Below are 23754 nucleotides of genomic sequence, written 5' to 3'. Positions count from 1 at the left end.
TCGCTATTACTACCACTTGATTGAAAGCAATAACTTATTCAAATTCTGTTCTTCTATTTCTGATAACCCCCAAGACTGAACACTCTGTTTCAGCTCAGTATATGTTCCAAAACCTTTCGCCATAGCATTTAATCTAGCAACAATTGTCGAGTCCACAAATGCTTGTTCCGTTGTAAAATGTTGAAAGATTGATGCATAGGCATTTGAAAATCGTTTTAAATAGTATTTCTGGTGTCGATCTTCGGCAATATAGAAATGATGATACGGTTTAATCTCTGTGACAATTTCCTTTCCTAGTTGTCTTTCAAATTTCTGTTTCTGCGATTGTATTAGATCCAATTGTTGTTCATTTCGATAAAGAAGTAATGACAAATATTGTCGTCCACGATAATCATTCATGCGCTGAGCATTGTGGTGTTGCCAAAACATCTTAAGTAATTCAACTACGCTAATTACAGTAGGATCATAATCAATTTCCAGTGATTCAGTGTGATCACCCATATTACGGTAGGTTGGATTTTTAGTTGACCCCCCCGAATAGCCAACTCGTGTACGTACCACACCATCAAGATGCCCGAACCGTGCATCAGGTCCCCAAAATCATCCCATTCCTAGAGTAATCGTGTCAATCTCCTTTGGTTGTAGAGAATATAAAGACATACAATCTCTCCTTTTCTACATCATATTTTATTTTTAACCTTTCCTTAACTCTAACAAAAAACAAGGGATGATCCTAAAGGTTACACCTTTAGAACCATCCCTATTACTTCTTATTGACCAAAGCGAAATAATGTCATCACTTTTTGAGCAAACTCTTGAAAAGAAAATTGTGTGCGATCTGATTGATTATACCACTTTCGAACAGTTTCAACGACCCAAAGCGGAATTGGTCTACCATCTAACACATGATAGTAATCATAGTATCCTTTTTTTAAATAGTCCCATCTCATATCATTTCCCTCTTGTGTGTACTCTGACACATCAAGTAATTTTGCTCTTCCTTGATGAAGAAGAATATTTTTCAGATGGATATCTCTTGGGTTTAATCCCTTGCTTTTCGCATAGTCTCTAGCATCGTCGACATCTTCTATCACTCGTTCTGGAATATGAATTCCCTTTACTATGCAGTCGTAAAGGGTCACACCTTCTTCAAAACTTAAAATAAGAAAGTTAGCTCCACTTCCATGGCAATTTGGGAAATAACTCGTGTTTCCTAATTGATTATATACATACTCTTCCCGCTCTTTAATCTCAATCTTGTCGTCACTATATAACTTAAAGGCATAATTTGGAATTTGAAGCGACCTAAAAACAGCAGCATCTGTTCCAACACCTACACATTGTAAATCATGTACACCCTTAATTGTAACAAGTTCGTTTTCACTATTAGACGTAACGGTAATCTTTTGGAGTTCCTCTATAGCCGTTTCCCAATGCACAGACTAACCCCCTTAATCATATACTAACTCGTTAAGTCAATACTAAATCATCATGCTGTTTGATTCTTCTCTTCCTCGACAGAAGGTTTTTCTTTTGACAAAAACCATCCACCTACTGCAATTCCAATTAATACAACATAGAATGTTACCTTCCATTCTGTTGAGTGAGAAAATGATTCTGGTAACACTCCAAGACTTGGATGACATAAAGTATAAACAGCTAGCTTCACACCAACCCAACCAACGATAAAGAAGGCAGCAATTTCAAGACCTGGTCTCGAGTGTAATAAATTAACAAAAATATTTGCTGCAAAACGCATAATGATTAAACCGATAAGTCCACCTGCAAAGATAACTAAGAATTTACCTCCATCAAGTCCTCCGATTGCTGGTAAAGGTGTATCTGGTAAAACCATCGCTAATGCAACAGCAGCTAAAATCGAATCGACAGCAAAGGCAATATCAGCTACTTCAACTTTGAAGACAGTCATCCAAAAACCTGAAGCCTTTTTGCCATCTTTTTCAATGGAATCTTCCTGCTTCTTGACGACAAGCTTTCTAAATATATGATTTGCCGCAATAAATAATAGATATAGAGCCCCGATTGCCTGTACTTGCCACACTCCAACAAGGAATGAAATAACAAATAATGAACCAAACCTGAAAACAAATGCCCCGGCTAACCCATAAAACAAAGCTTTTTTTCGTTGCTCTTCAGGTAAATGCTTAACCATAATTGCTAGAACCAGTGCATTATCAGCAGCCAGTAAACCTTCTAGTGCGATAAGGACAATTAGAACCCAGCCATATTCCAATAATAATGATATTTCCATGTTATTACTCCTCTATTATAATAGTAATTTATATTTTTCTTTTAATGATGGTGGTGCCTTTTTCAATAACATTCCTATGATTAAGCTCATAATCATGAGATCGTCAACAATACCGATCCCTGCTAAAAAATCTGGAATGAAATCAAATGGAATGATCATGTATAATGCAATAAATGATACCCAAAAGACTTTTTGACTAATCTTTACTTCTTTACTAACTAAAAAGTCTTTGAAAAAAGGAATGAACCTCCAAAATTTAATGATAAATCCAAATCTCTTTAGTTTTTTCAACTTCTCTCCCCTCCTTTTTTACAACACACATATGTTTTTGATAAAGAAGGATCAGTTCGTCTAATTTTTGACTTTGATTAATTGTAGCATGATCAGTTATCCCTCTTTCCTTCACAAGTAAGGAAAGGTTTTTTGTTTCAAGTTCAATATGCTCTAATAACTCTTCGATCTTCATTTGCTACACTTCCTTCGTTTTTCATCAAAAAAACCTTTACCAAGACGGCAAAGGTTTTTAGGTATGTACAAACCTTTACAATTAGGTAAAGGTCTTGCTAACAACGTGACGTCGCCAATAAAGCCGAGAGTATAATACTCCGTAATGACGACTTTATTGTTAAAGCTACTCCCCTTTAGGAGAACTATTCATTTGTGCTCATCATAGACGATTGTTTTCACTCTGTCAATTACTTTTTAGAATGCATTCGTTAATTGAGGCACGACTTGCTTTTTACGTGATACAACACCCTTTAATAATGCCGTATTATTTTCGAGTTTTACATCGAAGGCTTTTTCAACTGCAGCTTTTTCTTGACCAATCGCTAGTGCTACAGAATCGTTATTTAAGATATCTGTCACAACTAACAAAAATAAGTCTAATTGCTTTTCATTAACTACCTGAGAAATAGCTTCTTCTAGCTCAACTTGCTTAGCAAGAACCTCATTTGTATCAACTGCATTCACTTGTGCAATTTCCACTTTCTTATCAGCCATTTGAAACTCCTTGGCATCGAGCGTGATCAACTCAGCAATTGATTTGTCACTAAGATCTGCTCCTGCTTTAAGCATGTCCAATCCATATACACTTGCATCAACACCAGCAATTTCCGCTAATTCATTTGCTGCATCAATATCCTGTTGTGTACAAGTTGGCGATTTAAATAGAAGAGAATCTGAAATGATTGCAGAAAGCATCAAACCAGCTACTTCTTTCTTTATAGAAATCCCGTTTTCTTTATACAATTTGTTTAGAATTGTTGCTGTACAACCAACTGGTTCTGCACGATAGTATAAAGGGTCACTTGTTTCAAAATTAGCAATTCGATGGTGATCAATGACTTCAATTACACTTACTTGATCAATGCCATCGGCACTTTGCTGCTTTTCATTGTGGTCAACTAAAATGACTTGTTTTGCCTCTTCACTGACATCGCCAATTAGACGTGGTGCCTCAACATTAAAAGTCTTTAATGCAAACTCAGTTTCTCCATTTACCGAACCTAAGCGGACTGGTTCAGCGTTCATACCCAATTCTTTCTTTAGTTCAGCATAGGCAATTGCTGAGCAAATTGTGTCTGTGTCTGGGTTTTTATGACCAAAAATAAGTATCTTCTCCATCTTTACACTCCCTAGATTTAATTATTTTTTTCAATATGTATATCATACCATTTTCCATTTTATCTTAAAATCGTCTTTTTATAAAGGCACTATCGTATTTCCTTTTAATTTTAACAAGAAAAGAGTACCTTAGCAGTCAAATTGACAAGGGTACTCTAAAAAAGATACTCATTTTATTTTTTCTTATTTTCCTTTGTTGCACGCTCATCAGCTGCATCCATTCGTTCCATCGCTTCCTGATCCTCTTGATCGGCTAACTCTTGTGAAAATTCCACCTCATCGTAAGGTCCTTGTTGTTTCTTATTCATATGAATCCCTCCTCCGGACATATTGATAAGTTTTCTTATCTAATTTGTAGTTTTCTCCTCTATGTAATTTCTATGAATGGTTTTTTTGTGAAATAAATGGAATTTTCGGTTGACAGATCAGTCGATTATGCATAAAACTAATATAAATGATTTTCGCGGATAGGAGCGTGGGCTGTGAGAGAAATAATTATCGGCATTTTAGCATCAATGTTTTTTGCTGTGACGTTCATATTGAATCGATCAATGGAGCTAAGCGGTGGTAGCTGGATTTGGAGTTCTTCGTTACGTTTTATCTTCATGTTACCCTTTTTTATTCTCATTGTTCTCATACGGAAAAACATGAAAATCATTTTTCATGAAATCAAAAACCATCCGTTCCAATGGATGATATGGAGTTTCTTTGGTTTTGTTCTTTTTTATGCTCCTATTACATATGCAGCCGCATATGGGCCAGGTTGGCTCGTTGCTGGATCATGGCAATTAACCATTGTTGCGGGAACGTTACTCGCACCATTGTTTGTTCAAGTAACTGTAACTGAGCATGGACTAATCAAGCATAGACAGAAAATACCTCTTGCTTCATTATCCATCTCATTGATTATCCTTCTTGGTGTTTTACTAATCCAATTACAACATGCTGGAACTCTTACTTTTCAAGATTTACTTGTAGGTATTTTACCTGTTACCGTTGCAGCGTTTGCCTATCCTTTAGGTAATCGAAAAATGATGGAAGTGTGTGGAGGAAGGTTAGACACATTTCAACGAATTCTCGGAATGACATTATGTAGTCTACCATTTTGGCTTGCTCTCGCTATTTATGGGGTAATTCGTATTGGACCTCCTTCGAATACACAAATTACACAATCCCTTATTGTAGCAATCTGTTCTGGCGTGATTGCTACAACCCTATTTTTCATAGCAACCGACAGAGTCCGGCACCACCAAGAAAAATTAGCTTCAGTTGAAGCCACCCAATCCACACAAATTATCTTTGTACTTATTGGTGAAATTCTCATACTCTCAAGTCCCATGCCAAACGGACTTGCAACTTTTGGACTTGTCCTTGTCATGTTAGGAATGCTATTTCACAGCTTTTATTCAAAACGACTATCGACAATTCAAACCAAACAAAAGCTTCTAGCATGAAAAAGGCCATAAAAAAGGTATGCCTTTACCTTTTTTATGGCCTTAGCTATGAACTGAACTATTGCTGCTTCCTTTGATAAAAAAGAGAGTTATTTAAAGTGGGCTCCTAACCATATTTGGATCATTGCTTGTCAATACTGATTTTCTTTTTATTGACTACTCAATTGTTCCTTGAACAAGACCAGGCAAAACTTGATAACCTTTTTCTCCGAGTAGATCCACAATGCTATTGTCCCCTACTAAATGAATAGATCCAACAACAATAAAGGTCGTCTGCTCTTCTTCACTTTCCAAAATCTCAATAATCTTTTCTGTCATGTGAACGTCACGATCCTCGGTTAGAACTGCCATATATGCACTGATGTCGAGATCCTTATACTGATCTGCTTCTCTTAGCTCTTCTAAGGCCTCAATGTCTCCATTTTTCCAATATGATATCAATTGTTCAAATGCACGATCAGCTACCTGTATTTCTTCTAACGTTTGTTTAAGTAAGGATTCCTGTTCGGTTGGTTCAAGCTTGTTACTTAGCATGATATGATCGCTGAATTGTTCAAGGCTCAATACTTTTTTCCCATCTTCCTCAGCCTTTAACAGAAAGTGATTCGCTATACTCTGTTGATCCTCAAATCCTCTTTCCTCTAGTAATTGTGATTGGATCATATTGGCAACAACCCATGGTTTAAATCTCGAAATATCCTCTGATCCTATCTCATATGGTTGGAGAAAAACTAGTAGCTCTTCATACAAGTTGGTTGAGATATGATCTTTTAAGGAGGTTCCATCACTATACACTCCGAGATCAAGCATTGCCTGCATTATCTCTAATTCATCGCTTCTATTTACATTTACTTCAAAAGCGACTTGACTTGCTTCTTCATAGGCTTCTTCGATCATTGGATGTAACGGATGAAGATCACTAGTTCCGACTTGTATAGATCCAAATAAATAGACTTTGTTTGCTCCATTGGCGACTTGATAAAAGACTCCTTTAGAGAATTCCTGTTCTATTTCCTTTTGATCATAAATCACTTGAACTCCCCGATCAATTAATTCTTCAATCACATTTGCATCAGATGATTGTGCCTCAAGAGCGAGTGGATTATCTGCTAAATCAACAGTCGTTAGTTTCTCTAATTCTTTTAAGGGACTTAAGTCGTTAATTTTATTACCAGCTAGCTTCAATTCTTCTAGCTTAACGAGAGATTGCACGCCCTCTAGGTTTGTAATATAGCGATGGCTTGCATCCAACTGATTAATCTGCTCAAGGTCAATCTGTGTCAGATCCCCCTCATTTTGATCAATTGTTTCTCTAACTAATTGTTCTAGATTCTTATCTTTGAATGTAACTGGACTCGGCTCTGTATGACTTACCTCACGGCAACCAAGCAAACTAGCACAGAAAATAAATAGTAGTAGTATTGTAGTATATTTCATGTTGCCCTCCAGATCTCACGATATCACTTAGTTTACCATTATTTTTCTATTTTCTGCTATAGGAGTGTCTACCTGTTTTACCAAGAAGAAAAAATGTGTATATTGACACAATAAACTAATCGGACACTGTAATGATTCAATTTATCTTGCTTTTAAAAAATGTTCAATATCCTCTTTTGTCGGCATGCCACTTTGTGCACCTAATTTTGTTACAGCAAGTGCACCGACAGCACAACCATACCTAAGTGCATCCTTGAGTTCCTTTCCTTCTGCTAACGAGACTGCCAATGCAGCATTAAACGCATCTCCAGCTCCAGTCGTATCAATTACATCTACACTGAAGCTCGGGACTACCTGCTCAATTCCATTTTCATAATAGATGACACCTTTATTCCCTTGAGTAATGATGACTTTTTGTTCAAAGCCCTCTATATTTAGTTCCTTTACTTCATGCTCATTAGGCGTGAGATATGTAACTTTTTCAAGCACTGACTTAGTCAATGGTTGAACTGGAGCAGGGTTTAGAATCACTGGCACGTGATGCTTAGATGCTAGTTCAATCGCAAAAATAACAGTCTCAAGTGGTATTTCCAGTTGTACGACAATGAGATCACTAGTGCTGATCCTGTGTTCATGACTTTCAACAAATTCTTTGGTCAGATCACCGTTTGCCCCTGGTACAACAATGATGCTATTATTTTGCTCACTTATCGTAATCGCAGCGATACCAGTGCTTTTTCCTATGACCGTTGCTTCTTCACTTATTCTCACACCTTCACTTTGCAAATGCGTTTTCAACTTTTGTCCAAACGAATCATCTCCAACCCGTCCAATCAATGCTACATCAGCACCGAGTCTTGCTGCTGCAACTGCTTGATTTGCACCCTTTCCACCAGGGATTGTCTGGAATGATTCCCCTAGTACGGTTTCACCTTGATTAGGTCTCTTTTTCGTGATCGTAACAAGATCCATATTCACACTGCCGATTACAGTAATCTTTGCCTGTTTCACTTTCACCCTCCTACCTTTTTACAAACAAATATAGTATACTGAGTGTACTTTATTTAAGGAGTGATTATAGATGGCTCATTCAAAAGCTAAGAAGCTACGCCAAAAGCTAGAACGTGAAGGAAGACGAAATCCCGAACATAATCGCAGTCCCTTTGCCTTTAGCGACTTACGTACAAGAAAAACTAAATCGAAGAAAGATGTCCTTTACCGTTTCAAACATAAGAATCATTTTTCCACCAATGGAAAAGATGATTCTTTTTATTTTTTAAATAGCTTTCCTAAAAACTCGTTGAAGGTTGAAGCCATTTGAAATTCCTCCCACTTGTTCTCATCCATTTCACTTTGGACAATATAGACAACAGCGGGTACCTGCTTATCTTCACGGTAATCTAGGGCAACCCATGTATGAAAATCACCAGTTAAAAGGATAATCCCTTCAGGCAAACCACATTCTTCAACAAATACTTGTGACAATCCTATTCCACTGTCTTCTTCCATTTCATAGAAGAAGGGAATAATTGCTGCATCTCCGTCCTCAAATAGCACATATCGATAGGATAGCTGTCCGCCGTTCTGCATTTCCATTAACTGAATAAATTCATCTGGGAACTTAACTCCTAAATTACGTTCTAGCGTTATTCGTTTTTCAATTGTTAATTGTTCTCCTGGCTTATATTCGGACGGGGAAGCCCAAAAATCGTTTCCTTCATACATTTCAATCATTTTGCTAACTCCTCCTCATGTGCTTGTCCATGTTGATGAATACGCTCAATCTCTTCTAAGACATCGTGAATAGAAAGAACAACAAATAAAATGACGGTTTCAACTGAAAAGTGATGATGATATTTTTGCATTAACGATGATTCACTTTCTTCATTCGTTCTCCAAAAATGTTCATCTAACTCTCTAATCGATTCAATATGCTCTGTTGTAATCATTTCCGTTGGGTGTTTCAATAATCGAACAGTCGATTGGATCGTTGAAAGTAAGAGCTCTTGATCAGAACAAGATAGGACCTTATCTCTAATTGACACTGAAATTAAATGACCAATATGATAATGAATTTGTTGGAGATATTCTAACTTCTTAACTTCATAAAGAAACTCACGTAACTCTTTTCTGGAATGACGATGGTATTTCCACTCTTCTCTTTGATAATCACAAAGTCTGAATGATTTTGCTATTTCTCCCGTGATATGGCGATATGCTTTCTCTGTTTGCTTTGAATGTCCTTTTTGTTCAACAATTAGTTCCTCAACCCGCATTTGCAACAGGTTCGCTGTCTTTTCAAACAATTGTTCATTTCGTTTACTAATAACACCTGAGAATTTCGCTGGTAGAATAAAGAAATTCACGAAGGTGGACACGAGTAATCCGAGTGTTGTTGTTCCAGCTCTCTCGAGAAAAGAGAGGAGGAAGTGATCTTGAGTGAGTTGAATCATTGCTACTGCTGTAATTGTTGCAATGAGTGCACCGTCCTGTAATTTCAGCTTATGACAGAGAAATAACGTCAAAAATCCTGAAAGAGTATACGTTAACGGTGTTTGTCCAAAGAAATAAGTAAATGTCATCGCCAATCCCGCACCTATTAAAGCAGCAGGAAATCTGATCAATCCTTTTTTGATTGAATCCGATGCCGTAGGCTCAATTGTAACAATCGCAATAATTACAGCAAAAGCAACAGGCAGTTCTAACAAATAGCATAGATGTGCAGTAATAAAAACAGCCACAGCTGTCTTTATCATTCTTTCACCAACAAATTTGCTCTTTTTTAACACTTTCATCTTAATCAAACCCTTATTCATTGAATGTCATCCATTCTACCATAAATCGCAGAAAGAGGTTGATTCAAATGGACAACTAGTCCTGTAATCAACCTCTCTAACCTAAAAATTAATTTGTTGAACTGTTTAAGTACTCCTGCACATCAGTTTGCTCTTGCTCTGTCCCAAACGCATCGGTCACATTCCAAATCTGTTCGACATCGATCTGATTAATCTTAGCGTCCAAATCATGAAAAATACGATGCAGATAACGAATTGACATCTGATCTCCTGTTAGAGCAAGTGTGTGAAACTGGCTAGCATGACTCATATCATTCAAAATGGCAGATGGTGCAAACCCTTCTTCATACAACCATTTTATATCCTGCTGCAATTGGTTCCAATCCCGATCATCTATAAGTTGTTCGAAATTGATAGATTCTACTTTTCCCCAGCCAGCTAAATTATTTAAATATTCATGTTGGCTCGCAATGATCCTCTTTACCTCTTGTTCTTGTCCGACCTGATAGGCCACCTTAATGTCTGCTTCTGCATCAGTTAATTGGTATTCTTCTACTACCCCTTCGACCCTTGCTTCATCACTACTCTCCTCAGTTGAAAGCTCTGTGACTTCACCTTCACTGACTTGGGCATGGACGACATCCTCTTGAAATGACAGCTCTTCTTCGCCGAATGAACCGATGATATAATATCCACTTACTCCTAACACAATTATTCCAAGTATAGCAATTAATCGTTTGTTATTCACAGCTCTCATCTCCTATAACTTAGCAGTCTATGGAAAGACTACTATGAATAGAATAGCGAAATCAAGCATGTGACAAAACTAGAAGTAATTCGAATCTTTCCTACAAAGATAGCGAATAATTTAAATAGGTTTGATCTACTATATAGCCATTTCTTTCATAAAGGGCTTGTGCTGTTTGATTTGTTGGTGCCGTCTGTAAGCTGATAGAGGCTGCCTCTGTTTCTAATGCGAACTGCCTTACCTTATCCAATAGAGATTGTCCAATACCTCGTCTTCGTGCACTCTCTTCTACATACAAATCATTTAAGATCCATGTTCGTCTTAACGAGATAGATGAAAAAGAAGGATATAGCTGCACAAAGCCATGTACAACTCCCTTTTCCCTTACCATGAAAATAACTGACTCATTTCTTTCGATTCTAGTTGTGATATATTGCTTCGCTGCCTCGATATTGGAAGGTTGTTTGTAGAATAGACGATACTGATTGAATAAGCCTGCTATTCCTTCCGCATCTTTTGTACTTGCTCTACTGACGTTCACTGTCATTCCCCCAAGCTAGTTTTGTTATTTTTATTTTATACTTGGAATGAGTAAATACAAGAATATTTTTTAAATCGAGACAATCTAGCGTGACTGTATTCACTATAGTCGATCTACTGTCTTTAATTGCTTAACATGAATATATTTCACTTCATCCTCACCAACCAACAGTTTAATCCGATTTGTTTGCTGATCTACATTCTGTACAGTTGCGTCTACATCTTTAAGGAAACCTTTCTCCCAATAAACAATATGTACAGTTAACTCATGTCGAAGAGCATCCATAACAACAATACCTATTTCAGCAAGCTCCTGTTCATCAAGATCTGGGCAAGGAACCTCTTTTTCTACTTCGTTTAAATGAAGTAACGCAGCCTTATGTTCCGGCAAAATAAAACGCATCTCCCAAAGCTTATTCCCACGTTGAAGCAAATCCTCCTGTCTGACATGGTGCATCTAATCAACCCCTTATAAGAATGTATGTTCTTATTATATGCGAATATACGTTCTTATTCAATCCAAAATAAGACTAGGATATCTAAAGTTTTTAACTGAAATACCGAACAATGCAATAATTTAGCGGATGAAATATACGTAGACTCCTGCGGGATGATAAAGCCAAAGGTGAGACCCCACAGGCGTAGCCGAGGAGGCTCACCGGCTTCCCGCGGAAAGCGAAGTATATTTCAGGAGCGGTTTACTTCCGCCAACCACCCTTGTTCGGATTTTCTATTAGTTACATCACTTTTGTCTCAGCCTCTACAAGTCAACTAAATTATAAAGCAATCTTACTCATCTGTTGGCCACATTTCAAGACGATACGACATTTCCCAAAACATATACTCAAAGCGAGTCGTATTCAAGAAAATCTCTTCAAGTTTTACAAGCTCAGCCTCAGGCTTATTTTCTGTTAGTTGATCAAGTAAATCAATGCACCACTCAGCAAGTTCTCCAAATTCACTTGAGGAGTACATTTTAATCCACTCACCATAAAACTCGTGATCGCTTGCCCCAGGAATCTGACTAAGCTCTTTGCCTATTTCCCAGTAACTCCACATGCACGGGAGGACAGCTGCAACAAGATCCGCAAGTGTACCATTCTGGCCAACATGAAGCATATAATGCGTATAAGCAAGCGTCGTTGGTGCTGGTTTGGCTTGTTCAAATTCATCTTCAGTAATTCCAAATTTCGCGGCATACTGACGATGTAATGACATTTCTTCATTGAGAGTCGAATTAAGTAATCCGGCAAATTTACCCATTGTTTCAACTGTATCTGCCTTCATTGCACCGAGTGCGAATAATTTGGCATAATCAATCAAGTATAAGTAATCTTGAATCATGAAGAAACGGAATTTCTCGCGTTCTAGCGTGCCATCACCAATTCCACGTACAAATGGATGATCATGATTTTGTCTCCAGATCGGTTGCAGCTTATCATATAAACGTTCACTAAATTTCATCATCATTAACATCCTCTCTATTTTTCTTGGTGGCTCCACTGATAAATAAACGAAACAAGGACCTTAGTAAATTCAACGAGCTGTTCAATTGACACTTGTTCATTTACCGAATGGGCGTTCATTAAGTTACCAGGTCCATAGATCACTGCTGGAACCCCAGCATCACCAAACCAACCACCATCTGTAACAGTTGGTGAAACATCTTGGACTACCTCTTTTCCACTAACTTGCTTATGTGCAGCAGCTAGTAACGTTACCGCAGGATTGAATGGATCAACTTCAAGTGACGGAAAGATCTCGCCACGCTCCTCAATCATCGAGCTTCCACCCCAAGTAAAAATTGGAGGATGGTCTCGTAACCAGATATCGCCTTGAGCAACATTTTTTATATGCTCTTCCACTTCTTTTGCGACTTGTTCATGTGTCTCATCCGGATAAAAATGAACCGTAATCCATAGACGACATTCATCTGCAACAAACGCTGCATGGCGTCCACCCTCAATAACAGCTGGATTAATCGTGTTCGCACCTGCCGGAATGCCAGGATAGCTCTTGGTAATTGCCCAATGACGCTCAAGCTCCTGTAATCCGTCAATAATCTTCATCATTTTTTCAATTGCACTTGCCGCTACAAGCTTGCCTCCTGCGTGAATCATGCTTCTTCTAGTGGCATCATGATAGGTTTGATCACTTTTTAGCGTAATCCAGCCAGTAATTACGCCACCTTGTCCTTGAATATGTAAATCACTCGTATCAACAACAACAGCAAAGTCAGCTTTGTAGCCTCGATTGCAGCATTGAAGTGTACCAGCCTCTCCTACCTCTTCCCCAATAACTGACTGAAAAAAGAGATCACCAGGTAACTCAATATTTGCTTCGTGAAGCAACTTAATAGCAAACAAAGCTCCGGCTAGACCACCCTTCATATCCGCTGCCCCACGACCAATAATACAGTCGTCCCTAACAATTGGTGTGAACGGATTCCCCTCCCACTTCTCCTCAGGGTTCACCTCAGCAACATCAATATGCCCATTCAAAATTAAACTTTTGTATTCAGTGGACTGACTCCCCTTTAACGTCCCTACGACATTGGGATCTCCCGGATACACATCCCACATGTCAATCTCAAACCCATGCCTTTTCAAAAAACTAGCAATAAAGGCTTGAGCTTCTGCTGTGTTGCGTGCTGGTGGTGCAGGAGTCTGATAGCTAATTAATGTTTTTACTAATTCAATCATTTCGTCTTTTCGTTGATCTACTTGATTAATAAGAAACTTTAATTTATCCATAAATTCCTCCCTAAAATAAAGAAAACCACTTCTCCAAAAGAAGTGGTTCTTGTCCCAAATACTAGTCGTTGTAACGAATAATGGACACACTTCTTCCCTACGCTAGTATGAACTAGATCAGGTTATAAGGGTTAAGACAGAACGTCTCTCTCAGCTAATCACGCACCCCTAGTAGTGAATCATATTTAATTATCTCTTATCTCTTTGTACCATACTAGCACCCGCTCATCAATCCATTTTTACTACAAATTAAACCACTGCCTAATTTTCTGATAGGCAGTAACAACAACGACAATAGGCGAATACGCTAACCTGACATCGTTTTACATGGGAGAGAGATTATGAACATTTCAATTTACCAAGGCAATGACCTAACCGTTCCGAAAGCTGATATCAATGTCATTATTGATGTCATCCGTGCTTTTACAGTTGCCCATTACGCTTTTATTCACGGAGTATATGAAATTTGGTTAGCCAAAGCCACTGAAGAGGCTTTCCGTTTAAAGCGGAGTCAACCAGATCTGCTTTTAGCCGGGGAGGTAAATGGGGTTGGCGTCCCTGGGTTTGATCTCGATAATTCCCCTGCAAGCATAACAACGAACGTTCAAGGTAGAACATTGGTACAAAAAACAACCAACGGCGTAAAGGCGACTCTCAACTCCTTACACGCTGACCATGTATTCGTGACCGGTTTTTCAAATGCAAGAACAACTGCTAATTATATCAACCATCTCATTGAGAAAATACAGAAAGAAAACATCTCAATGAACATTATTGCATCCCATCCGACTGGTGATGATGATTTAGCATGTGCGGAGTATATAAGAGGAATCATTCTTGAAGATCAAGCTCTACCACCTGAAACCGTTATTAACCGTATTAAGCAGGCACATGTTGCCCAGAAATTTTTCGACCCAAAAAATAACCTCTTTAACAAACTGGATATTGATTATTGTACAAAGGAGGTACACACGCCATTTGTGATGGGTGTGAAGCAACAAAAAAATATACCAAAGATAGTGAGGATTGACCTATGAATAACCTACTTTTAACTGAATTAACACTGCCCAGCCGAGATCTTAAGCCTCGATCCAAAGGACTAACACTCCTCATTGATAATGGGATCTCACTTAACCAGTTTAAGGACACAATCACAAGTCATGGACATCTTGTCGATTTCGTGAAATTCGGGTGGGGAACCTCACTAGTATCAGTCGATTTGCAAAAGAAAATGGAATGCCTCCTTGAAGCCAACATTCACTATTTTTTTGGAGGAACCTTATTCGAGAAATTTCTAAGTCAAAACAAAGTAGAGCAATTCTACCAGTATTGTAAAAGCTACTATTGTAATTATGTCGAAATTTCAAATGGAACAATTGATATAACAAATACTGAAAAAGCTTCATTCATCAAAGATTTTTCGAAAGACTTTCTAGTATTAAGTGAAGTTGGCAGTAAGGATGTCGATAAATCAGAAACACTCTGTACATCTGAATGGATTGAATATATTTACGAAGATTTCGAAGCTGGCTCAACAAAAGTAATTACAGAAGCAAGAGAAAGCGGAACATCGGGTATTTGTCAACGCAATGGTGAGATTCGTGACGACATTGTTGAACAGATCGTTTCTTCTGACTTAGATCTAAACAATATGATCTTTGAAGCTCCAACTAAAAAGATGCAAACCCATTTCATTAAAAAAGTAGGTCCAAACGTAAACGTAGGAAATATCCCCTTTACTGATATTATTTCGCTTGAAACCCTAAGACTTGGTTTACGTTCAGATACCTTTTACTTAGCCGAACAGGAGGAGAAAATATGAGAGAGCAAAACAAAGTTTTCCACTTAGCCATTCCTTGTAAGGAATTAGATGAAACGGTGGATTTTTATGAGCAATTAGGCTGTGAGCTAGCAAGAAGATATGATGACCGAGTGACATTCAACTTTTTTGGGGACCAGGTCGTTTGTCATTTAAACCCAGAGTCGATTGATGCAAAACCTCAAATGTATCCAAGACATTTCGGTATTACCTTTACTGATAAAAAAGAGTTCGATCAACTACTAATGATGGCTGAAAAGAACAAGTTACCTTTCTTTCAAGAGATCATGACACGTTTCAAAGGCAAACAAGAGGAACATATTACATTCTTTTTGATCGATCCAGCAAATAACTTGTTAGAATTTAAATATTATCATGACCAAACGATGCTCTATTAAACCTAATAGAACAAATCTATGACATAATTTGAGTTTTGAGACATATAGATGGACAAAGCATCAAATTATTAAATAGGTGGGTGTTAGAATGAAAATCATCTCTTGGTATGCTAGACAGGAAAATCCCAAAAAGGAACTAAAAAAAGAACTAAAAAAAGAAGCAAAGTCGGATGAAAAAAGAAAAGCAATGATCCGAGTCAAAAAGGAAGAAAAAGAGTAACGATTAGTGATATGTACAAAGATAAGGGATGAATCAAAGTATGACTTTGATTCATCCCTTTACTATTATAAATGGACTATTGATGATCAGACATTTTCGTTAAATAGACAATCACACCCTTCCTTCCCAAAACTTGAATCTTTTGAAGCTTGTTAAATACATTATCTGTACGGCCATTTTCTTCAAATGTCCGCAACAGCTGTTGAATCGTTGTCTTCTTATTTGTCAGTGGCGATATTAAGACGTCGAACTTCGTTATACCAAAGGACTCCTGTAAATATTTTTCTAACACCCTTCCCACCCCTTTCTATAGCTCGTGTTTCTAGGATTTTACATCTGTTATTCTCGTCTATACAAGTGTTTTGTGACATTATTTACAGAAAAAAAATGAACTAAATAAAAGACATCATTGTTCAACAAAAACAGACAAGTATAATGAACAAATGAGGCCACAGAAAAAGTCCCTTTGAGTAGATTCGAGGAAACGACTCACTCAATAAAGGAATACCTTGACAAAAGGGAATGAGACAACGTAAACTAATTGAGAATGAATATCGTTATTGTTAATTAATTGTTCGTAAAGGAGCGAGATAATGAATTCCATCGAAACTCAAGCATTATCAATTGGATATGGTGAGTCTCTAATTATCGATGATCTTAATGTAACGATTCCTAAAGGACAGATATCCGTCTTTATCGGAGGAAATGGTTGTGGGAAGTCGACCCTTTTACGATCAGTTGCTCGGTTATTAAAACCTACATCTGGAACTGTAATAATAGAAGGAAAGCAAATAACCTCCATCCAAACAAAGGAACTTGCCAAAAAAATGGCTGTCTTACCTCAATCACCGATTGCACCTGAAGGTCTTACTGTTTATCAGCTAGTCAAACAAGGTAGATACCCCCACCAATCGATTTTCAAACAGTGGTCGGCAGATGATGAGAATAAAGTAAATCATGCATTAGAAGCAACAAGACTTACCGAATATAAAGACAAAGCAGTTGATCAATTATCAGGTGGGCAAAGACAACGTGCTTGGATTGCGATGACTCTTGCTCAAGATACTGATATTATTTTACTCGACGAGCCAACAACGTATTTAGATATGACACATCAAATTGAAATTCTCGATCTTCTTTTTGAATTAAATGAAAAGGAAAATCGAACAATTGTCATGGTATTACACGATTTGAATCTAGCTTGTCGCTATGCTCATCACATTATTTCAATAAAGAATGGCAAAGTATTTGCTGAAGGAAAACCTGAGGATGTCATTAATGCAGAGATGGTAAGGGCTGTGTTTAATATGGAATGCCAAGTGGCAACGGACCCACTATTCGGAACACCTATGTGCATCCCGAATGGAAAAGGTCGGTGTATTTTGAAGCAAAATAAATATAATAACGCTGTTAATGCCTAAATCCCCTTATTCCGTTGAATAAGGGGTCATTTTTTTACTTACTCCTTGAACAAGGGTCTTCAACATATATGTCAATTTACTCGTATCGAAAGTGAATCTCAACTCTAGCTTTTATCGTTGATTCTCCTGACTGAATAGGCGTACTAGCACTATCAAATGCAGATAGGACCATTGGTTCATTCCTGTGGTTATAAGTACTCTCTGTAAGCTCCACTAGTTTGACAGGGAGTGGCAGAAGCTTACCTCCAAATGACGAAACCATTCGTTCTGCCTTTTGGTGTGCCTGCTCAATTGCTTGAACTAATGCATCTTCATAAAGAGAAGCTGAATCATTCACTAGAAAGTCAATAGAAGCAATCGAATTGGCTCCATTTTCAACTGCAATATCGATCAACTGTCCTGCTAGATTAACTTGGTTTACTTCTATTTTCAATAAATGAACGACTCGGTAGCCCCGAAAAATTTGCACACCCTCAATATAATCATACTCAGGAGAGACTCGGTATGTCGCTGTTTGAATCGATTCTTCCCCTACACCCATTTTCTTTATTTCATTGACAATCACCGAAATGGTATCAGCATTCTCTTTTTGAGCCTTAGTCACCTGTTCATTTTCTGTAATTACACCTAAGAGGAGATGTACTTGATCAGGAGGGCTTGAAACCTCCCCTTCTCCGATTACAATTAATCGATGCTCATTATCTGTCTCACGTCTGTTCATTTAGGTCTCCTTATAGTCAGTATTTGATACTTCAACCTATGATCAAAACAGCTACTGTATTCAGCTTAAAGAAAAAAGCTACTAAATGAGGGTGATTTCCCTAATTAGTAGCCTTTGTAGTGTCAGATAAATAATATTTAAAGTTGGTTAAAAACAGCTAGTGTTTGATCAATCTCTTCATTCTTTACATCATAATGAGTTGTGAGTCTTATAACCGTTGGGCCAAATGAAACAGCTAAGATTCCTCTCTTCTTAAGTTGGTCAATTACTTTGGCCGAAGTTAGTTGTTTTCCTTTCACATCAATAAGGACGATATTTGTATCTACATCGTTGACAACTTCAAACCCACTAATATTACGGATACCATTGGCTAGCTTTTTCGCAAGTTCATGATCCATCGCTAAACGATCAACCATATCAGATAAGGCGATAATTCCAGGTGCAGCGATCGTTCCGACTTGGCGTAACCCACCTCCAAGTCTCTTTCTCCATTTTCTTGCTTTCTCAATAAATGTCTGATCGCCTGCTATAATAGATCCGATTGGAGCACCAAGACCTTTTGACAAACAAATTTGTACTGAGCTTGTATACTTTGTAAATTCGGTAATCGCACAGCCTTTAGCAACTGCCGCATTAAACAACCGAGCTCCGTCTAGATGGACCGGAACATTCGCCTTTTGAGCAACCTCGTAAATCTGTCTCATGTTTTCAACTGAAACAATAGCACCACCGGCACGATTATGAGTGTTCTCCAGACATATTAGACCCGTTTCAGGTTCATGAATGTCATCACCACGAATAGCTGATTGCACTTCACTTGGCTCCATCGCACCCTTATTTCCGGAGATCGTTCTCGTTTGAACACCAGCAAATGCCGAAATAGCTCCACCTTCATAATAGAAAATATGAGAATCCTTCTCAAGCAAAACCTCATTACCAGGTAGACAATGCGTTAACACAGCAATCTGATTCCCTTGCGTACCACTCGTAACAAAAAGGGCAGATTCTTTTCCTAATTTCTCAGCAGCCATTTGTTCAAGTCTAGTGACGGTCGGATCCTCTTTGTAAACATCATCACCAACTTCAGCATGAAACATTGCCTCTCTCATAGCTTTCGTCGGTTTTGTAACTGTATCACTTCGTAAATCTATCATTTGATCACTCCTTTTCTATTATTATATTACAACATTTTATTAAAATAGAATGTCTTTACCTAAGCTAGTTTATCAGCCTTTTTTTTATTTCCATTGAATTCGTCCATTCATTTTAACGTAATCCCCATACTTTATAATTATCTCTGACAAACAGAGAAAAAATATGTAAAGGGGAAATGTATAATGTCAGAATACAAGCACGATTATAAGCATGATCACAAGCACGATCACAAGAAATGTAAAGGAATTGAGGATATTTTAAGAAAGCTTCCACCAAACTCAGCAGTAGCAGGTGTGTATGTAAACGGTGGCCTTGTTCCACTTGCAGCGTTTTCTAATTTGTGTGACTGTCTAGCTTACTTTATTGACGAAGCAGGCCAGGTTTATGTGATTAACGTTGATAGCATCGACCTTATTGCATTTGGTGAGGCAGACGTCGACTAATAAGATAAGAAATGATGAATTACACAAAGGAATGTTTTTAACCTTTTGTTACAACAACCAAAGCAACGGGTTTAGTCGCTACGTTTTTTAAAAGGCTTGAGGGGAGCGAGATTCTCCTCTCAAGTCAAGTAGCGACGAAACCATTGTCATTACTTTTTAGTAATTTGATACAGAGTCAACAGCTACACTATTTTTCACCCTGTTCAGCCTGCCCCCATTTCACACCATCAATTTTTGTACAATCAAATGTCTTGATATCTAAATCATCTATAAAATGAGCAATGCTTCCGTCTTGACTAATATTTAAGAACTTTCCTGCTTCAATCGTACTGCCATTAATATAGACCTGATGAATAGGAAAATTAACAGGGAGTTCTCGAAATAAATCAACAAAAGGTCCTTCCGCAATCCGATTCGTACTCACAGAATGATTAGTATTAAGATTTGAAATCGCACGGTCTGTTTCTACGTGTGAGCTCCTTAGTGATTGATTTCTACTAGTTGTCGCAACATAGAGAGCATTCGATGTAGTAATATGCTGCTTAAGCGACTTGATTTGCTGCTCGATCTGATTCCGCCACTCTTTCGTTAATTCTTCAAAATCATTAAATTGGTTTGTTTGATTGGAAATCTGAGAAGATAGTTCCTCATGAATTCCCTCATAGCTACTTGTTTGCTGAAATAAATCCTTTGTAATTAATGTCCACTCTTCATTATTTTCTTGTAAAACAGTAAATGCTTCATTCATTTTATCAAGTTGTTCATCAATATATTTAGACATTTCTTGTTGCTCAATTACTTGCTCACTTAACAAATCTTGAGCTTGTTTCTGATTTTTCATTTCATCTAAAACATTTCCAACCGTATGACGCTGTTTCTGTAAGTCTGAAGCTTGCTGCTTGTGAAAACGATCATAACGATCAATTAAACAATGAAGACGATCCGCTTGCTGTTTTGCTAGCTTAGTTAATTGATGGTTTAAAAAATTGAGAAAGCTATTCGAATAATAAACATCTTGATTGACTTCATCTACACATAACGAATCAGAATATAGCTTTGGGCCACCTTTTTCAGTTGACATATATATCTCCCCTTTTTTTGAATTATGATTAGTATATGGAAATGGAGAATGACAAGTGTCTATAGTCACTTTAGTTGGGCCTTTGCCACTCAATTAAATACATAAACCGCATTCCTTGAAATTGAAAATGATCTTTAGTACACTTTTTAACAAATTAGAGGAGGGATTCTAGTATGAATGAGGTTATAAAAACATTAAAAAATCATCGTTCGTTTCGTCATTATTCAAACAAACCACTGAAAGAAGAAGAGCTCTCAGCAATCATTACTGCAGCCCAATCAGGTCCGAGTTGGATTCATGGTCAACAAGTATCAGTCATTGCAGTCCAAGACACGACAAGAAAAAATCAACTAGCAGAGCTATGCGGCAATCAGGATCATATTAGGCAAGCACCTGTTTTTTTAATTTTTTGTGCTGACTTTCACCGTGCTAAATTAGCAAGTGAGATTGAAGGAACAGATTTCAACGCAGTTGAGGATGTCGATAGTGTCATTGTTGGTGCCACTGATGTTGGCATTGCACTAGGTAATGCTATTGCTGCAGCCGAATCATACCAACTCGGAACAGTACCTATTGGCGGCATTCGCAAAAATCCTCTTCAAGTTATTGACTTACTTGAATTACCGAAATATGTTATTCCCATTTCCGGTCTTTGTATCGGTTACGGAGAAAAGGATCCAGGTGTTAATTTACGATTACCTCTTGAGACGTTTTACCATAAAGAGATTTACAATAAGGAACAAAAACAAGCGGTTGAAAAATATAACTTGAGCTTCCAGGGCTTTCAGAAAGAACGTGGCGGGAAAGAAACGCCTTGGACTAAACGAATCGCTGGATTCTACAACGGGAATCATTACAATGGAAATTACCCTGATGTCGCAGCAATGCTAAAGCAACAAGGTTTCCCTTGTAGAGATATATAACAAAAAGCAAGGATACCATACGAGTATCCTTGCTTTTTTAGTACGTATGTTTAATAGGCTACTATTTGGGAATAGATAACTAGACGATGAAAAGGAGAGGATATCAAAATGATTATTCAATCTAGTAGACTTGAAAAGTTTTCTATGAAAGCAACAGATGACGAATTGGGCTCAATTGACGATTTTTATTTTGATTCAGATTCCTTTAAGGTACGTTATTTTGTTGGAGACACTAGAACTTGGTTTTTCGGGGGAAAGGTTCTTCTTAGTCCGGAGTCCTTCACTTCCTTAGATGTTGAAGAACAACAAATTGAACTTAATTTAACAAAAGAACAAATTAAAAACAGTCCAAAGCCTGATGAAGATGCACCGGTTTCTAGGCAATTTGAATTAAGGTTAAATAACTACTATGGCTGGCCAGTTTATTGGGCTGGAGCGATGGGGAATCCAACTTCAGCACAGCAGGCAGCAGTTCCACTAGTCCCTCCAGTTAATCATCTAGAAGATGAATCAACGAGTGACCCAGTTCAAGACCGGATTGAACAAGAAGTTAGCTTAAGAAGTATGAATGAGATTAAAGGATATGAAGTCCATGTAAAAGACGGAGAAATCGGAAAAGTGTCTGACTTCTTACTAGATCACCAAACGTGGGACATACGATATCTTGAAATCAATGTCGGTGGCTTCTTACAAAAAGAACATATCATTCTTTTACCAAGTGCAGTTGAAGAAATCAATGCACTTGATAAAACAATAACGATTGATGTAGAAAAAAACAAAATTGACAATGCTCCACATTATGAAGACTATTCAAACCTAACAAGAGAAGATGAAGAAAGTCTTTATGCACATTATGAAAATATGCCTTACTGGAAATAGTACTTTTTAGACATAAACAAGCCTTTGGGAACCTCTACTCTCAAAGGCTTGTTTTGTTTAGGATTTAGTAGAGTATTTATGGGGAGAAATCAGCAAGTTCCTCAGCCTGTTAAAAATCAGTTGATTGATTCTAAAAACAAAATTCGTTCTTCCTGTGCCAGTTTTAATTTATTTTCAACAATTCCTTTTTGTTCTAACAGTTGCTGATGGATTCTAATCGTTTCCTCAAAAGTTGCTTTCGTTTGATCGTAAGAATCTTGAATCTTTCCATGAACAAACCAATCTACAATAAAACCATCAAAGAAGAAATCGGCAAAAGTTAACAGGCTACTTAATTCAATTTGATTGTCAACATAATTAGTAATATCTTTTAGCTCCTCTTGAAAATGCCTAAGTGCTCGTTGAGCTTTATGAATTTCATTTTTTGAATCATCAATATGACTATGTTTAATTGCAGTTGAAATCGCTCCACCACCAAACATATCCCATGTCGACCAATCCTTTGCTTGATCCAAGGAATCTAAAGCCCTTTTGAGTAAAGCAACCGCACGACTTCCAGCATTAATCGCTTCCGCGTATTCTTTTAAAGTAGCATGCAAATCTGACTCACTATCAAGTAATGCATAGAGCTGATGACTGAGGACTGAATCCTCACTATGAATATATGCTTCTTTTTTACTCAACAATTGATCGTACTTGTCTTGTGCATCTTGGACTGATTTTAATTTCCCTTCAAGATCTGACATTTCTTCTAGAAGATCGTTTACTGTTTCAGCTGCTTCTTGATATTTTAATTCAGCAGCAAGTAATTCTTGTTGTTCTTGATCTACCTTCTCTAATTTCCTTCCAGATAAGGTAGCAAAGAGATTCGCAATGCTAATCCCTTCTAAGCGTTCAACATCTTTTTTCTCTTTAAGTAATTGTTGCTGTAATCTAGTTTGTTTAAGCTGCTCTTCTTTTAGGAGCTTCGAAGAACGTTCTAAATGCTCACCCCACTTGCGTTTCAACCACAATTGTTCTTTTACTTCTTGTAATTCCTTATTTAATAAGTCAATCAAATGTAGCCCCT

Annotated in this window: 29 protein-coding genes, 1 pseudogene and 1 riboswitch; of the genes and pseudogenes, 9 read left to right on the top strand and 21 right to left on the bottom strand. The window is 37.6% G+C overall.

Annotated features, from left to right (window positions below):
* Window positions 1-9: 9 nt before the first annotated feature.
* From J7W16_RS05045 to J7W16_RS05015, 7 genes and pseudogenes are all read right to left on the bottom strand, one after another.
* Window positions 10-588 (bottom strand): annotated as a pseudogene (locus J7W16_RS05045) (peptide-methionine (S)-S-oxide reductase); the annotation flags it as partial.
* A gap of 182 nt (window positions 589-770) precedes the next feature.
* Window positions 771-1439, bottom strand: a complete 669-nt coding sequence (locus J7W16_RS05040) for a serine/threonine protein kinase (protein ID WP_210596131.1) — start codon at window positions 1437-1439, stop codon at window positions 771-773.
* Window positions 1440-1489: 50 nt separating this feature from the next.
* Complete coding sequence (locus J7W16_RS05035; protein ID WP_210596130.1) at window positions 1490-2272, bottom strand: TerC family protein; 783 nt, start codon at window positions 2270-2272, stop codon at window positions 1490-1492.
* Window positions 2273-2287: 15 nt separating this feature from the next.
* On the bottom strand, window positions 2288-2563 hold the full coding sequence (locus tag J7W16_RS05030) for a YkvA family protein (RefSeq protein ID WP_210596129.1): 276 nt from the start codon (window positions 2561-2563) through the stop codon (window positions 2288-2290).
* Window positions 2529-2738 carry an aspartyl-phosphate phosphatase Spo0E family protein gene (locus tag J7W16_RS05025; RefSeq protein ID WP_210596128.1) on the bottom strand — a complete coding sequence of 70 codons (210 nt, stop codon included), beginning with the start codon at window positions 2736-2738 and terminating at the stop codon, window positions 2529-2531. The genes J7W16_RS05030 and J7W16_RS05025 overlap by 35 nt, the downstream gene beginning before the upstream one ends.
* 236 nt (window positions 2739-2974) lie before the next feature.
* On the bottom strand, window positions 2975-3898 hold the full coding sequence (locus J7W16_RS05020; RefSeq protein WP_210596127.1) for a manganese-dependent inorganic pyrophosphatase: 924 nt from the start codon (window positions 3896-3898) through the stop codon (window positions 2975-2977).
* A 173-nt stretch (window positions 3899-4071) separates the two neighbouring features.
* A complete protein-coding gene (locus tag J7W16_RS05015) occupies window positions 4072-4206 on the bottom strand; it encodes a YfhD family protein (protein WP_246879858.1) in 135 nt (44 codons plus the stop codon).
* A gap of 174 nt (window positions 4207-4380) precedes the next feature.
* Between J7W16_RS05015 and J7W16_RS05010 the strand changes: the two genes are divergently transcribed.
* Complete coding sequence (locus J7W16_RS05010) at window positions 4381-5352, top strand: DMT family transporter (RefSeq protein WP_210596125.1); 972 nt, start codon at window positions 4381-4383, stop codon at window positions 5350-5352.
* Between the two features lie 156 nt (window positions 5353-5508).
* On the opposite strand, the gene J7W16_RS05005 is transcribed toward J7W16_RS05010, so the two are convergent.
* The 9 genes from J7W16_RS05005 to J7W16_RS04965 form a co-directional block, all read right to left on the bottom strand.
* A complete protein-coding gene (locus J7W16_RS05005; protein ID WP_210596124.1) occupies window positions 5509-6789 on the bottom strand; it encodes a TraB/GumN family protein in 1281 nt (426 codons plus the stop codon).
* Between the two features lie 141 nt (window positions 6790-6930).
* Window positions 6931-7800 carry a ribokinase gene (rbsK, locus tag J7W16_RS05000; protein ID WP_210596123.1) on the bottom strand — a complete coding sequence of 290 codons (870 nt, stop codon included), beginning with the start codon at window positions 7798-7800 and terminating at the stop codon, window positions 6931-6933.
* 258 nt (window positions 7801-8058) lie between these two features.
* Entirely contained in the window at window positions 8059-8523 is a 465-nt protein-coding gene (locus tag J7W16_RS04995; protein WP_210596122.1) for an SMI1/KNR4 family protein, read from the bottom strand.
* Window positions 8520-9605, bottom strand: a complete 1086-nt coding sequence (locus J7W16_RS04990) for an FUSC family protein (RefSeq protein ID WP_210596121.1) — start codon at window positions 9603-9605, stop codon at window positions 8520-8522. The genes J7W16_RS04995 and J7W16_RS04990 overlap by 4 nt, the downstream gene beginning before the upstream one ends.
* Window positions 9606-9693: 88 nt before the next feature.
* Window positions 9694-10332, bottom strand: a complete 639-nt coding sequence (locus J7W16_RS04985) for a hypothetical protein (RefSeq protein ID WP_210596120.1) — start codon at window positions 10330-10332, stop codon at window positions 9694-9696.
* A gap of 100 nt (window positions 10333-10432) precedes the next feature.
* Window positions 10433-10879 (bottom strand): GNAT family N-acetyltransferase, encoded by a 447-nt coding sequence (locus tag J7W16_RS04980; RefSeq protein ID WP_246879856.1) that lies wholly within the window; start codon window positions 10877-10879, stop codon window positions 10433-10435.
* 96 nt (window positions 10880-10975) lie between these two features.
* Window positions 10976-11329, bottom strand: coding sequence for a YolD-like family protein (locus J7W16_RS04975; RefSeq protein ID WP_210596118.1), 354 nt, complete (start codon window positions 11327-11329; stop codon window positions 10976-10978).
* A gap of 332 nt (window positions 11330-11661) precedes the next feature.
* Window positions 11662-12336 carry a thiaminase II gene (tenA, locus tag J7W16_RS04970; RefSeq protein WP_210596639.1) on the bottom strand — a complete coding sequence of 225 codons (675 nt, stop codon included), beginning with the start codon at window positions 12334-12336 and terminating at the stop codon, window positions 11662-11664.
* 17 nt (window positions 12337-12353) lie between these two features.
* A complete protein-coding gene (locus tag J7W16_RS04965; RefSeq protein ID WP_210596117.1) occupies window positions 12354-13625 on the bottom strand; it encodes an acetylornithine deacetylase in 1272 nt (423 codons plus the stop codon).
* 77 nt (window positions 13626-13702) lie between these two features.
* Window positions 13703-13805: riboswitch (TPP riboswitch) on the bottom strand.
* Window positions 13806-13966: 161 nt separating this feature from the next.
* Between J7W16_RS04965 and J7W16_RS04960 the strand changes: the two genes are divergently transcribed.
* The 4 genes from J7W16_RS04960 to J7W16_RS22110 all read left to right on the top strand — a co-directional run bounded on the left by J7W16_RS04960 (window position 13967) and on the right by J7W16_RS22110 (window position 16062).
* Complete coding sequence (locus tag J7W16_RS04960) at window positions 13967-14662, top strand: 2-phosphosulfolactate phosphatase (protein ID WP_210596116.1); 696 nt, start codon at window positions 13967-13969, stop codon at window positions 14660-14662.
* Window positions 14659-15447, top strand: a complete 789-nt coding sequence (locus tag J7W16_RS04955) for a phosphosulfolactate synthase (RefSeq protein WP_210596115.1) — start codon at window positions 14659-14661, stop codon at window positions 15445-15447. The genes J7W16_RS04960 and J7W16_RS04955 overlap by 4 nt, the downstream gene beginning before the upstream one ends.
* The gene (locus tag J7W16_RS04950; protein ID WP_210596114.1) at window positions 15444-15842 is read left to right on the top strand and encodes a VOC family protein; all 399 of its coding nucleotides are present in this window, start codon (window positions 15444-15446) and stop codon (window positions 15840-15842) included. The genes J7W16_RS04955 and J7W16_RS04950 overlap by 4 nt, the downstream gene beginning before the upstream one ends.
* 88 nt (window positions 15843-15930) lie before the next feature.
* Complete coding sequence (locus J7W16_RS22110) at window positions 15931-16062, top strand: hypothetical protein (protein ID WP_283246022.1); 132 nt, start codon at window positions 15931-15933, stop codon at window positions 16060-16062.
* A 76-nt stretch (window positions 16063-16138) separates the two neighbouring features.
* Here the strand turns inward: J7W16_RS22110 and J7W16_RS04945 are convergent, their stop codons facing one another.
* Complete coding sequence (locus J7W16_RS04945; protein ID WP_210596113.1) at window positions 16139-16354, bottom strand: hypothetical protein; 216 nt, start codon at window positions 16352-16354, stop codon at window positions 16139-16141.
* A 301-nt stretch (window positions 16355-16655) separates the two neighbouring features.
* On the opposite strand from J7W16_RS04945, the gene J7W16_RS04940 reads away from it, so the two are divergent.
* Window positions 16656-17483 (top strand): ABC transporter ATP-binding protein, encoded by an 828-nt coding sequence (locus J7W16_RS04940; protein ID WP_210596112.1) that lies wholly within the window; start codon window positions 16656-16658, stop codon window positions 17481-17483.
* A gap of 76 nt (window positions 17484-17559) precedes the next feature.
* Here J7W16_RS04940 and J7W16_RS04935 read toward each other — a convergent pair whose 3' ends face one another.
* Both J7W16_RS04935 and ltaE read right to left on the bottom strand, forming a co-directional pair.
* Complete coding sequence (locus tag J7W16_RS04935; RefSeq protein WP_210596111.1) at window positions 17560-18204, bottom strand: SIMPL domain-containing protein; 645 nt, start codon at window positions 18202-18204, stop codon at window positions 17560-17562.
* Window positions 18205-18341: 137 nt separating this feature from the next.
* Window positions 18342-19358, bottom strand: a complete 1017-nt coding sequence (gene ltaE, locus J7W16_RS04930) for a low-specificity L-threonine aldolase (RefSeq protein ID WP_210596110.1) — start codon at window positions 19356-19358, stop codon at window positions 18342-18344.
* Between the two features lie 183 nt (window positions 19359-19541).
* Here ltaE and J7W16_RS04925 point away from each other — a divergent pair, with 183 nt between their 5' ends.
* Window positions 19542-19802 (top strand): hypothetical protein, encoded by a 261-nt coding sequence (locus J7W16_RS04925; RefSeq protein ID WP_210596109.1) that lies wholly within the window; start codon window positions 19542-19544, stop codon window positions 19800-19802.
* 187 nt (window positions 19803-19989) lie between these two features.
* Here J7W16_RS04925 and J7W16_RS04920 read toward each other — a convergent pair whose 3' ends face one another.
* Window positions 19990-20883, bottom strand: a complete 894-nt coding sequence (locus J7W16_RS04920; RefSeq protein WP_210596108.1) for an AAA family ATPase — start codon at window positions 20881-20883, stop codon at window positions 19990-19992.
* Window positions 20884-21056: 173 nt separating this feature from the next.
* On the opposite strand from J7W16_RS04920, the gene J7W16_RS04915 reads away from it, so the two are divergent.
* Window positions 21057-21806, top strand: a complete 750-nt coding sequence (locus tag J7W16_RS04915; protein WP_210596107.1) for an NADPH-dependent oxidoreductase — start codon at window positions 21057-21059, stop codon at window positions 21804-21806.
* A gap of 108 nt (window positions 21807-21914) precedes the next feature.
* Window positions 21915-22685, top strand: a complete 771-nt coding sequence (locus J7W16_RS04910) for a PRC-barrel domain-containing protein (RefSeq protein WP_210596106.1) — start codon at window positions 21915-21917, stop codon at window positions 22683-22685.
* Between the two features lie 116 nt (window positions 22686-22801).
* Here J7W16_RS04910 and J7W16_RS04905 read toward each other — a convergent pair whose 3' ends face one another.
* Window positions 22802-23743 (bottom strand): AAA family ATPase, encoded by a 942-nt coding sequence (locus J7W16_RS04905; RefSeq protein ID WP_210596105.1) that lies wholly within the window; start codon window positions 23741-23743, stop codon window positions 22802-22804.
* Window positions 23744-23754 lie beyond the last annotated feature (11 nt).

It is taken from the genome of Halalkalibacter suaedae, from assembly GCF_017939705.1.
Taxonomy (GTDB): Bacteria; Bacillota; Bacilli; order Bacillales; family Bacillaceae_D; genus Halalkalibacter; species Halalkalibacter suaedae.
This window is presented reverse-complemented; position numbering and strand designations above follow the sequence as displayed.